The organism is Leifsonia poae, assembly GCF_027921845.1.
Lineage (GTDB): Bacteria > Actinomycetota > Actinomycetes > Actinomycetales > Microbacteriaceae > Leifsonia > Leifsonia poae.
Genome location: NZ_BSEN01000003.1, coordinates 346,585 through 358,198, shown reverse-complemented (window position 1 = coordinate 358,198; position 11,614 = coordinate 346,585). Strand labels below are relative to the sequence as shown.

The 11,614-nt window shown below is 70.3% G+C and carries 8 protein-coding genes; 4 read left to right on the top strand and 4 right to left on the bottom strand.

The features are described from left to right. Nucleotides 1–115 precede the first annotated feature (115 nt). On the top strand, nucleotides 116–1,027 hold the full coding sequence (locus PKE84_RS05320; RefSeq protein WP_271176177.1) for a PDDEXK family nuclease: 912 nt from the start codon (nucleotides 116–118) through the stop codon (nucleotides 1,025–1,027). A 185-nt stretch (nucleotides 1,028–1,212) separates the two neighbouring features. After that, nucleotides 1,213–4,548 (top strand): efflux RND transporter permease subunit, encoded by a 3,336-nt coding sequence (locus tag PKE84_RS05315; RefSeq protein ID WP_271176176.1) that lies wholly within the window; start codon nucleotides 1,213–1,215, stop codon nucleotides 4,546–4,548. 51 nt (nucleotides 4,549–4,599) lie between these two features. Here PKE84_RS05315 and PKE84_RS05310 read toward each other — a convergent pair whose 3' ends face one another. Beyond that, entirely contained in the window at nucleotides 4,600–5,004 is a 405-nt protein-coding gene (locus PKE84_RS05310) for a hypothetical protein (protein ID WP_271176175.1), read from the bottom strand. Nucleotides 5,005–5,142: 138 nt separating this feature from the next. Between PKE84_RS05310 and PKE84_RS05305 the strand changes: the two genes are divergently transcribed. After that, a complete protein-coding gene (locus PKE84_RS05305) occupies nucleotides 5,143–6,078 on the top strand; it encodes an arginase family protein (protein WP_271176174.1) in 936 nt (311 codons plus the stop codon). 6 nt (nucleotides 6,079–6,084) lie between these two features. On the opposite strand, the gene hutI is transcribed toward PKE84_RS05305, so the two are convergent. The 3 genes from hutI to hutH form a co-directional block, all read right to left on the bottom strand. After that, nucleotides 6,085–7,290 (bottom strand): imidazolonepropionase, encoded by a 1,206-nt coding sequence (gene hutI, locus PKE84_RS05300; protein WP_271176173.1) that lies wholly within the window; start codon nucleotides 7,288–7,290, stop codon nucleotides 6,085–6,087. A 2-nt stretch (nucleotides 7,291–7,292) separates the two neighbouring features. Then, nucleotides 7,293–8,948 carry a urocanate hydratase gene (hutU, locus tag PKE84_RS05295; RefSeq protein ID WP_271176172.1) on the bottom strand — a complete coding sequence of 552 codons (1,656 nt, stop codon included), beginning with the start codon at nucleotides 8,946–8,948 and terminating at the stop codon, nucleotides 7,293–7,295. Nucleotides 8,949–9,090: 142 nt separating this feature from the next. Then, entirely contained in the window at nucleotides 9,091–10,656 is a 1,566-nt protein-coding gene (gene hutH, locus PKE84_RS05290; RefSeq protein ID WP_271176171.1) for a histidine ammonia-lyase, read from the bottom strand. 180 nt (nucleotides 10,657–10,836) lie between these two features. Between hutH and PKE84_RS05285 the strand changes: the two genes are divergently transcribed. Continuing rightward, the gene (locus PKE84_RS05285) at nucleotides 10,837–11,595 is read left to right on the top strand and encodes an IclR family transcriptional regulator (protein ID WP_271176170.1); all 759 of its coding nucleotides are present in this window, start codon (nucleotides 10,837–10,839) and stop codon (nucleotides 11,593–11,595) included. Nucleotides 11,596–11,614: the final 19 nt, after the last annotated feature.

Below are 11,614 nucleotides of genomic sequence, written 5' to 3'. Positions count from 1 at the left end.
GGTCGTCGTTTGCCACTTGATGCGGCGCAGGAGGGTCCGGGAACGCATCGTCTGGCCAACGACGGGCTGTGGATAACAAGCACGATGTGAACGTGTTTCGAGGCAGAGTCGATAGATGCGTCGTCCGGATCCCCTTCCCCGCGGATTCGGCGATCGTGCGTTCTCATTCGAGCAGGCGGTCGACCGCTCCATCTCCGTCTGGCGTCTTCGATCTGACGACCTCCGCACCCCTTTTCGCGGTGTGCGGGAACCCGCCGATCGGCCGGTCACGATTCTCACTCGGTGCGAGGCGCTCCAGATCCGGATGCCGGAGGGCGGGGTGTTCAGCCACGCGACGGCGGCTCTTCTTCACGGGTTGCCGATTCCGCGCGTGCTCGCCGACGGCCCGCTCCACGTGTCGGTTCCGCGTCCGGTCAGGGCCCCGCGGATCTCGGGTGTGGTCGGGCATCAGGTGCAGTTCTGCGATGGTGACGTGGTGTCCATCCGTGGGTGGAGGGTGACGAGCGCGACGCGCACGTGGCGGGATCTGGCGTCGCGGCTGTCCGTGGCGGAATCGGTTGCTCTCGGGGACGCGATCATCCACTGGAGGTCGCGTCGTGCGTCGATCTCCGATCTCGCCCGTCGTGCGTCGACGCTGCGCGGTCGACCAGGCGCCGTGACGAGCGCCGCGGCCATCCCACTCCTGCACGAGCGATCCGAGTCGCCGCAGGAGTCGGCGTTGCGCGTGATGCTCGTGCAGGCCGGACTGCCGAGGCTCGACGTGAATGTCCCGCTCTACGACGCGAACGGTGCGTTCGTCGCGCGTCCCGATCTGCGATTCCCGGAGTTCCGGGTTGTCATCGAGTACGAAGGGGATCACCACCGCAGCGATCGCGCGCAATGGCGCCGGGACTTCGCTCGCACGATGGCGCTGCAAGACCTCGGCGAGACGGTGATCAGGCTCGGTGCCGCCGACCTCGTCCCCGAAACCGCGAAGCTCGTCACGCGCATCCTGGTCCGCGCCGGCTGGTCGTCGTTTGCCACTTGATGCGGCGCATCATGCTGCTGCGCCGCATCAACTGGCAAACGACGAACGTGCTGCGCCGGGGGGAGTAGGCGCGGGCGGCGAAGTCGTACCAGGGCATGAGGATTTTGCACAGGGTGCAATGAGATACTTTCGAGGCGGCGAAGGGGTCGCGCTCTCAGCATCCGGATCTCGCAAAGGGTACGTCTGTGCATTTTCTCGCCGTTCTCAGCATGAAGAACCGCGCACTCATCGCGCTGGTGACCATCGTCGCAGCCATCTTCGGCGGCCTTGCGCTCACCAACCTCAAACAGGAGCTCGCGCCGTCGATCCAGTTCCCGCAGCTCGCGATCATCTCGTCGTACCCCGGCGCTTCGCCCGAGGTCGTGAACAACGACGTCAGCACGCCGATCGAGACCGCGGTGCAGGGCGTGCCGAACCTCGACAGCACCTCGGCGGTCAGCAGCACGAACCAGTCGCTGATCACGGCGAAGTTCACCTACGGCACCGACCTCGCGACCGCTGAGCAGAAGCTCGACCAGGCGATCAACCGCATCAAGTCCACGCTTCCGGATGGCGTCGACCCGCAGGTGATCTCGGGGAGCATCGACGATCTGCCGGTCATCCAGCTCGCGGTCACCAGCGATCAGGATCAGCGCACCGTCGGCGACAGCATCACCAAGCTCGCGCTCCCCGACATCAAAGACGTGGACGGTGTCAACGACGCCCAGCTGGTCGGCGAGGTCGGCCAGCGGATCACCATCGTTCCGGATGCCGCGAAGCTCGCGGCGGCGGGCCTCAGCACCTCGTCGATCAAGGACGCGCTCCAGCAGAACGGGGTGCTGGTTCCCGGCGGCTCGATCACCGAGAACGGCAAGACGCTCTCCGTGCAGTCGGGCAAGCAGCTCACGTCGATCGACGACATCACGAAGCTCCCGCTGATCGGGTCGGCGTCGGCGTCTGCTGGCGCAGGAGCAGGAGCAGGAGCGGGAGCAGGAGCCGGCGCGGGCGCCGGAGGCGGTGCAGCGGCGGGCGCGGGTGCCGCAGCCGGTGCAGGCGCAGCAGCCGGCGCAGGTGCAGCCGCCACCGTCCCGGCCGCGCCGCCCGCCCCGAAGACGATCGGCGACGTCGCCACCGTGACGAAGACCGACGACCCCGTGACCTCGATCTCGCGCGTCGACGGCAAGCCGGCGCTCACCATCGCCGTCACCAAGCTCCCGTCGGCCAACACCGTCGAGGTCTCCCACGCCGTCAACGACCTCATCCCCGACCTGCAGACCAAGCTCGGCAGCGGCGCCACGATCACCGTCGTCTTCGATCAGGCACCGTTCATCACGCAGTCGATCAATTCGCTCACCGAAGAGGGACTGCTCGGCCTCCTCTTCGCCGTGATCGTGATCCTGGTGTTCCTGCTCTCGATCCGCGCGACCCTGGTCACCGCGATCTCGATCCCGACCAGCGTGCTGATCACGTTCATCGTGATGCAGGCCACCGGCTACACGCTCAACATCATCACGCTCGGCGCGCTCACGATCGCGATCGGCCGTGTCGTCGACGACTCGATCGTCGTCATCGAGAACATCAAGCGCCAGCTCGTGGCCGGCGTGGATCGAGCCACGACGGTCGTCAAGGCCGTGAGGGAGGTCGCGGGCGCGATCACCGCGTCGACGATCACGACGGTCGCGGTGTTCCTGCCGCTGGCCTTCGTCGGCGACGTGACGGGTGAGCTGTTCCGCCCGTTCGCCCTCACCGTGACGATCGCCCTGCTCTCGTCGCTGCTGGTCGCCCTGACCATCGTGCCCGTGCTCGCGTACTGGTTCCTGCGGCCGCCGAAGGCCCGCAAGCACGAGGGCGGTCAGGAGGACTCAGCGGCCGCGCACCTCTCGATCGACGAGGCCGCCGCTGCCGGCGAGGACGAGCTCGAGCATCCGTCGCGCCTGCAGAAGGGCTATCTGCCGATCATCCACTGGACGCTGAAGCACTCGGTCTCGACCGTGCTGATCGCCGTGCTGGTGCTCATCGGAACCTTCGCGCTGACCCCGCTGATGAAGACCAACTTCCTCGGTTCGACCGGACAGAACACGCTCACGGTGTCGCAGCAGCTGCCTCCCGGAACCAGCCTCGAGGCGCAGGACACCGCGGCCAAGGTGGTCGAGCAGAAGCTGCTCGACACGTCGGGTGTGAAGACGGTGCAGCTGTCGATCGGGTCGAGCGGCAGTTCGCTGCGCGACGCGTTCTCGGGTGGCGGCGGGGCGATCACGTTCTCCGTGACGACCGACCCCAACGCCGACCAGGAGAAGCTGCAGAACACGGTCGAGTCCGAGCTCGGCGCGATCAAGGACCAGGGCGACATCACGGTGTCGACCTCGAGCGGCTTCGGTGCGTCCAACGACATCGAGATCGACATCACGGCCACCAGCAACGCCGACCTGCAGACGGCGACGGATTCGGTGGTCGAGCAGATGAAGTCGCTCGACTCCATCAAGCAGACGAGTGACAACCTCAGCGCGTCGCTGCCGTACGTCGCCGTGAACGTCGACCGCACGAAGGCGGCCGCCGCCGGCCTCAGCGAGGTCGCCGTCGGCACGATCGTCTCGCAGGCGATGCAGCCGACCCAGGCGGGATCGATCGCGATCGACAACAGCTCGCTGAAGATCTACCTGCAGAGCGACAACCCGCCGACCACCGTCGCGCAGCTCGCCGCTCTCTCCGTGCCGACGGCGACCGGTCCGGTGGCCCTCAGCACCCTCGCCAGCGTGACCCAGACCAACGGACCCTCGACGGTCACCACGCAGCGCGGGCTCCGCACCGCGACGGTGACGGCGACGCCGGGCACCGACAACCTCGGCACGGCCAACGCCGATGTGACGGCGGCGCTGAAGAAGGCCGACCTGCCCTCGGGCTCGACGGCGAAGATCGGTGGCGTCTCCTCGAGCCAGTCCGACGCCTTCTCGCAGCTCGGGATCGCGCTGCTCGCGGCCATCCTGATCGTCTACATCGTGATGGTGGCGACATTCCGGTCGCTCCGCCAGCCGCTGCTGCTGCTGGTCTCGGTGCCGTTCGCGGCCACCGGTGCGATCGCGCTGCAGGTGATCTCGGGCATCCCGCTCGGCGTCGCATCGCTCATCGGAGTGCTGATGCTGATCGGAATCGTGGTCACCAACGCGATCGTTTTGATCGACCTCGTCAACCAGTACCGGCGTCGAGGAATGACGGTTGCAGAGGCGGTGACGCACGGTGCGTCACGTCGTCTGCGCCCCATCCTGATGACCGCGCTCGCGACCATCGCCGCGCTGTTCCCGATGGCGATCGGCCTCACCGGCCACGGCGGCTTCATCTCGCAGCCGCTGGCGATCGTGGTGATCGGCGGACTGATCTCGTCGACGCTGCTCACGCTCATCGTGCTCCCGACGCTCTACAACCTGGTCGAGGGCGCCAAGGAGCGGCGCGCGGCCAAGCGTGCGGCGAAGGCGGCCGCGTCGGGCGACGGTGACGGCGGTGCGCCGGGCGCACCCGAGGTCGTGGCGGAGCCGAGCCGGAGCTGACCCGAGCCGGGGCCGGCCCGGGCCGGTGCTGACCGGATCGCGCGCGACGCGTCAGGCGGACTCGTTCACGAGGTGGTCGAGCGACGCCTGCGCGAGCATCGGCCACTGGTCGCTCGCGGCTGCGGGCACCTCGACCCAGTCCTTGAACGGCTGATCGCGTCGCGAGGGGTCGAACAGTAGAGCGCCCGTGAGCAAGAGTGCCTCGGCGTGCACCGACGTCTCCCGACCGAGCCGGAAGGCCATCGCTCCGTAGAACTCGCAGGCGAACACCTTGCCGTTGAGCTTGAGCGCCGGATGCCCGAACATGCGCCCGGTGACGGCGCCGCTCCCCGCGAGTTCGTCGGCGATCGCGGCGAACTCGGCCGCGCTGTCCGCCGCCGCCGTGTCTGCGGCTGAGGCGGCTGCAGCGGCCGAGGCCGTGGGTGAATCGGCGGGAGCGTTCGCGGCGGAGTCCATGCGGCGATCCTAGGCGCGTGGAGGCTCGAGCGCAGCCGCCGATGCAGCGGCCGGCCGTCGACGGCCCGCGTCCGTGATCCCAGACACGGATGCGACCCGGCCGTTCCCGGCACCCACGCGCGTTGGTAGCGTCGCACTATGAGCCCGCGACCCTTGTCCGTCGACCCCCTCTGGCCGCGGAGCGGCGACTGGCCGTCACCCGACGAGCTCGAATCGGGCGAGCGTATCGACCTCACTCTGCTGGGCATCCCGACCTTCCGCACCTCCCTGTCGGCGACCGGCGCCGGTGAGACGCCGGCAGCCGTGCGAGCGGCGCTCCGCTACTACGCCCCCTTCCTATCGCCCGACCGCTCAGCGCCCGGCCCTCGTCCGCCGGAGCTCGAAGACCTCCTGTTCGCTGACGCCGGCGATGTGCTCGATCCGGACGGTCCCGAAGGCGAGGGCCGGGCGATCGCGGCGATGGCGGATGCGGTGGAGCGCGCATCCGTGACCGTGGCGGTGGGCGGCGACAACGCCCTCACGGTTCCGGCCGCACTCGGGTCGTGGGGCGACGATCTGGAGACGGCCGGGCTCGTGACCCTCGACGCGCACCACGATCTGCGCGACGGCGTCTCCAACGGTTCGCCGGTGCGCCGACTCATCGAAGCCGGGCTCGACGGCCGCCGGGTGGTGCAGATCGGGATCGCCGACTTCGCAAACTCGCACGCCTACGCGGCGCGGGCCGAGGAGTACGGGATCACGATCATCCATCGCGATGAGCTCCACCGCCGCCCGATGGACGACGTCATGGCGGAGGCGCTGGAGATCGCGGGAAGCGCGGGCGGTCCGGTGCACGTCGATCTGGACGTCGACGTCTGCGACCGGTCCGTCGCGCCCGGATGCCCGGCTTCGATTCCCGGGGGACTCGCCGCCTGGGAACTGCGGGCGGCCGCCAGATTAGCCGGCTCGTGGGAATCGGTGCGGTCGGTCGACATCGCCGAGGTGGATGCGACGGCGGATGCGCCCGACGGACGCACGGTGCGTCTGGCGGCCCTGCTGGTGCTCGAGGTGGCGGCGGGACTCGCGAGCCGCTGAGCCCGCTCAGCTCAGGCGGGCGCCGTCCTTCCAGACGCCGTCGACCAGCGGCACGCCCGGACGGTACGCGAGGTGCACGAAGCTCGGCGCACGCAGGGCCACGAAGTCGGCACGGCTGCCGGCGGCCAGGTTCCCGACATCGGTTCGCCGAAGCGCGGCCGCGCCGCCGGCGGTGGCCGCCCACAGCGCTTCGGCCGGTGTCATGCGCATGTCGCGCACCGCGACGGCGATGCAGAACGCCATCGACGAGGTGAACGACGACCCCGGGTTGCAGTCGCTGGCCAGCGCGACGGTGACGCCGGCGTCGATCAGTCGGCGGGCATCCGGGTACGGCTGCCGGGTGGAGAACTCGACGCCGGGCAGCAACGTGGCGACCGTGCGGGAGCTCGCGAGTGCGGCGACGTCGGTGTCGGTGAGGTACGTGCAGTGGTCGACGCTCGCCGCGTCGAGTTCGATCGCGAGCGCTACTCCGTCGCCCGGTGCGAGCTGGCTCGCGTGCAGCCGAACGCCGAGCCCCCTCTCGGCACCCGCCCGGAGGATGCGGCGGGACTGCTCGACGGTGAAGGCTCCGGTCTCGCAGAACGCGTCGATCCAGCGGGCATGCGGCGCGCACGCATCCAGCATCGGGCCTGAGACCAGCTCGACGTAGCTCTCGGGATCGTCGGCAAACTCCGCCGGAACGACGTGCGCACCGAGAAAGGTCGTCTCGTCGGTGACCCGGCTCGCGAGTTCGAGCAGGCGGGCCTCGTCCGCGACCGTCAGGCCATAGCCGCTCTTGATCTCGAACGTCGTGGTGCCCTGGGCGTGGAGTTCGGCGACGAAACCGTCGAGGCGCGCGGCCAGCTCGCCGTCGGAGGCGGCACGGGTGGCGGCTACCGTGCTGCGTATGCCGCCGGCGGAATACGCCGCTCCGGACATCCGCGCCTCGAACTCGGCGGCGCGGTCACCGCCGAAGACGAGGTGGGTGTGGGAGTCGACGAAGCCGGGGATGACGGCCGCCCCACCGAGGTCGACCGTCTCGACGGCGTCACCGCCGGTCGCGTTCCGGTCCAGCACGCCGGGCGCTTCGGCTGCCGATCCTGCCCACACGACGACGCCGTCGCGCACGAGCAGTGCGGCATCCGGCACGATCCCCAGAAGACCGGATCGCGCCGGATCGTTGGTGACGAGCTCAGCGATCCCGGTGAACAGCGTCGAACCCCCGGCGGACATCGTCAGCCCTCCTGCATCGGGATGCGCAGGCCCCGCTCGCGAGCGACCTCGGCCGCGCGCTCGTAACCCGCGTCCACGTGGCGCATCACGCCCGTGCCGGGATCGTTGATGAGCACGCGCTCGATCTTCTCCGCGGCGAGCGGCGTTCCGTCGGCGACGATCACCTGGCCGGCGTGGATGGAGCGGCCGATGCCGACCCCGCCGCCGTGGTGGATCGACACCCACGTCGCGCCGGATGCGGTGTTCAGCAGGGCGTTCAGCAGGGGCCAGTCGGCGATCGCGTCGGAGCCGTCGGCCATCGACTCGGTCTCCCGGTACGGCGAGGCGACCGATCCGGAGTCCAGGTGGTCGCGCCCGATCACGATCGGCGCGCTGAGCTCTCCGCTGGCGACCATCTCGTTGAAGCGCAGGCCGGCGAGGTGACGTTCCTTGTAGCCGAGCCAGCAGATGCGCGCGGGGAGACCCTCGAAGTGCACCTTCTCGCCCGCCTGGGTGATCCAGCGGCGCAGGTGCTCGTCGTCGGGGAACAGCTCGAGGATCGCCCGGTCGGTCGCGGCGATGTCGGCCGGATCGCCCGAGAGTGCCGCCCAGCGGAACGGCCCCTTGCCCTCCGCGAACAGCGGCCGGATGTACGCGGGGACGAAACCGGGGAAGTCGAAGGCCCTCTCGTACCCGCCGAGCTTGGCCTCCGCGCGCAGTGAGTTGCCGTAGTCGAAGACCTCGGCGCCGGCATCCTGGAATCCGACCATCGCCTCGACATGTTTGGCCATCGAGTCGCGGGCCGCGAGGGTGAACGCCTCCGGATCGGCGGCGGCGCGGTCGTGCCATTCGGCGACCGAGACGCCTTCGGGAAGATAGTTGAGCGGGTCGTGCGCACTCGTCTGGTCGGTGACGATGTCGATCGGGACGCCGCGGCTCAGCAGCTCGGGGAAGACGGTCGCCGCATTGCCGACGAGCCCGACGGAGAGCGGGCGGCGCTCGGCGCGGGCGGCGAGCACGCGCTCGACGGCGTCGTCGAGGTCGGTGGCCAGCTCGTCGAGGTAGCCGTGGTCGATGCGGCGCTGGAGGCGCGTCTCGTCGACATCGACGATCAGCACGGCGCCCTCGTTCATCGTCACGGCGAGCGGCTGCGCTCCGCCCATGCCACCTGCGCCGCCGGTGAGCGTGAGCGTGCCCGCGAGTGTGCCGCCGAACCGCTTCGCCGCGACGGCCGCGAAGGTCTCGTACGTGCCCTGCAGGATGCCCTGCGTACCGATGTAGATCCACGATCCGGCCGTCATCTGTCCGTACATGGTGAGGCCGAGGGACTCGAGCCGGCGGAACTCGGGCCACGTCGCCCAGTCGCCCACGAGGTTCGAGTTGGCGATGAGCACGCGCGGCGCCCACTCGTTCGTGCGGAACACGCCGACCGGCTTGCCCGACTGCACGAGCAGCGTCTCGTCGGCCTCCAGGTCACGCAGCGTTCGCACGATCGCGTCGAACGCCTCCCAGCTCCGTGCCGCGCGGCCGGTCCCGCCGTAGACGACCAGGTCATCCGGTCGCTCGGCCACGTCGGGATCGAGGTTGTTCATGAGCATCCGCAGCGGCGCCTCGGTCTGCCAGCTCTTGGCGGTGAGTTCGGTCCCGCGTGCCGCGCGGACCTCTCTGGCTCCATCCATCGGAGTCTCCTTCGGTTGTCGTGGTGATCGAGTCTGAAGTTGTTGCCCCGACTCGCCGGGTGAGGCCGAAACAAGTTCGGACTCGATTGCTTCTGCGGCGGGCGGCGGGCGGTGGGTGGCGGGCGGGGACGAAGCGGAGCGGCTAGGCGAGCGGGCCGGCGACCGACTCGGCGGCCTCGAGCACCCGGCCCGACTGAACGAGCGCGACCACGGCCTCGATCTCGGGGGAGAGGTACCGGTCGGCGCCCGGGCCTTCGGCGACCTCGCGTACGGCGCCGATGACCGCTCCGGTCGGGGCGCCCGGCTTCAGCGGCGCACGGAGGTCTGCCCCGCGCGCAGCGGTCATGACTTCGATCGCGAGTACGCGCCCCAGCCCGTCGAGCGACCGGCGCAGCTTGCGCGCGGCGGCCCACCCCATCGAGACGTGGTCCTCCTGCATCGCCGACGACGGGATCGAGTCGACCGAGGCCGGAGCGGCCAGTCGCTTGAGCTCGGACACGATGCCCGCCGCCGTGTACTGCGCGATCATCAGGCCTGAGTCGACGCCGACCTCGTGCGCCAGGAAGGGCGTGAGCCCCTGGTTGCGGGCGGGATCGAGGAAGCGGTCGGTGCGCCGCTCCGACATGCTGGCGACATCGGCCGCCGCAATCGCGAGGAAGTCGAGCACGTAGGCGACGGGGGCGCCGTGGAAGTTGCCGTTCGATTCCACGCGGCCGTCGAGCGTGAGCACCGGGTTGTCGACGGCGGACGCGAGCTCGCGTTCGGCCACGAGCGTTGCGTGCCCGAGCGTGTCGCGGGCGGCACCGTGCACCTGCGGCGCGCAGCGGAGCGAGTATGCGTCTTGCACGCGCGTGCACTCCGGCCCCTTGTGGCTCGCGACGATCGGGGAACCGGCGAGCATCCTGCGGATGTTCGCCGCCGCGAGCGCCTGGCCGTGCTGCGGGCGGAGGCGCTGCAGGTCGTCGGCGAACACGGCGTCGGTGCCGAGCAACGCCTCGACGCTCATCGCCGCCGCGACATCTGCGGTGCGCAGGAGGGCGCCCAGATCGTGGATGGCGAGGGAGAGCATTCCGAGCATCCCGTCGGTGCCGTTGATGAGGGCGAGCCCCTCCTTCTCCGCGAGCACGACGGGCCGGATGCCCGCAGCAGCCAGCGCGTCGGCGGCGTCTGCGACCGTGCCGGCGCCGTCGGACGCGGCGCCGACGCGCACCTGGCCTTCGCCCATGGCCGCGAGGGCGCAGTGGGCGAGCGGGGCGAGGTCGCCGGAGCAGCCGAGCGAGCCGTATTCGCGCACGATCGGGGTGATTCCGGCGTTGAGCAGCGCCGCGTACGTCTCGACGGTCGCACGCTGCACGCCGGTCCGGCCGGTCATCAGGGTGGACAGGCGCAGCAGCATGAGTGCGCGCACGACCTCGCGCTCGACCTCGGGCCCGCTGCCGGCGGCGTGCGAGCGCACGAGGCTCGCCTGGAGCTGGGCGCGGCGGTCGGCCGGGATGTAGGTGGTCGCGAGCGCGCCGAATCCGGTCGAGATGCCGTAGTGCGGTTCGGTGTCGTCGGCGAGCGCATCGACGATGGCGCGGGACGCCTCGACCGCGTCGAGCGACTCGCGTTCGAGGTCGACGGGGGCGTCGTGGCGGGCGACGGCGACGACCTCGTCGACGGTGAGAGGTCGTGCGCCGACGGTGATGCGGGTCTTCGTGAGGAGCATGCCACCATCACACACGCTCGCGCTCGCGCGCGGACCCCGCCTAGACTCATCCGTGTCCGGGATCCCAGACGCCGGCACGCACCCGCAGCCGAGTACGGGAGTAATCCCGCGTCGGGGTCCGATTCGCGAGATTATGCCCGGACTCGATGGCGGCAGCGGTGATCCGGGAGGGGAATGCGCATGAGCAAGGTCCCGGCAGCGGAGAACACCCTGCGCATCCTCGAGTACCTGGGGGCGCAGCGCGGACCGATGCCCGCCGCGTCCATCGCACACGCACTGGGGCTGCCGCGCTCGAGCGTATACCACCTGCTCACGGTGCTGCTTGAGCACGGCTTCGTGCTGCACTTCCCCGAGGCGAAGCGCTACGGCCTCGGGGTCGCCACCTACGAGCTCAGCTCCGCGTTCTCGCGGCAGGAGCCGCTCACCCGGCTCGGTCGCCCGATCCTGGCCGGCCTCGTCGACGCGATCGGGGAATCCGGCCACGTCGCCGTGCTGCACGGTCGCGACGTCGTCTACATCGCCGAAGAACGCGCTCCGCGCCGCCCCCGGCTGGTCACGGATGTGGGCGTGCGGCTCCCGAGCCACCTCACGGCGAGCGGGCGCGCACTCCTCGCGACCCTGCCGGCCGGGCAGCTGCGCGCCCTGTATCCGGATGCGGGCGCCTTCGAAGACCGCACCGGCGCCGGACCGCACAGCTATGCCGAGCTCAAACGGGTCGTCGCTGCGGTGCGGGAGACCGGCTACGCCACGGAGGACGGCGAGGTGACGCCGGGGTTCGCGTCGGTCGCCGTGTCGGTGCGCGACCACGCGGGGTGGCCGGCGGCGGGGATCGCGATCACGTTTCCGCGTGAGAACCTTCCGCGCGAGGAGTGGCCGGGCCTCGCGGCACGGATCGCAGAGGCCGCCGCCGAACTGTCGCGGCGCATCCGGGGCAGTTGAAGTGGAAGCCCAGCCGACG

What these genes read in the sequence shown, in the direction of transcription:
- PKE84_RS05320 (WP_271176177.1), top strand. Translation starts at nt 116, where the DNA reads ATGCGTCGTCCGGATCCCCTTCCCCGCGGATTCGGCGATCGTGCGTTC.
- PKE84_RS05310 (WP_271176175.1), bottom strand. Translation starts at nt 5,004, where the DNA reads ATGGACTCCGCCGCGAACGCTCCCGCCGATTCACCCACGGCCTCGGCC.
- PKE84_RS05305 (WP_271176174.1), top strand. Translation starts at nt 5,143, where the DNA reads ATGAGCCCGCGACCCTTGTCCGTCGACCCCCTCTGGCCGCGGAGCGGC.
- hutI (WP_271176173.1), bottom strand. Translation starts at nt 7,290, where the DNA reads ATGTCCGCCGGGGGTTCGACGCTGTTCACCGGGATCGCTGAGCTCGTC.
- hutU (WP_271176172.1), bottom strand. Translation starts at nt 8,948, where the DNA reads ATGGATGGAGCCAGAGAGGTCCGCGCGGCACGCGGGACCGAACTCACC.
- hutH (WP_271176171.1), bottom strand. Translation starts at nt 10,656, where the DNA reads ATGCTCCTCACGAAGACCCGCATCACCGTCGGCGCACGACCTCTCACC.
- PKE84_RS05285 (WP_271176170.1), top strand. Translation starts at nt 10,837, where the DNA reads ATGAGCAAGGTCCCGGCAGCGGAGAACACCCTGCGCATCCTCGAGTAC.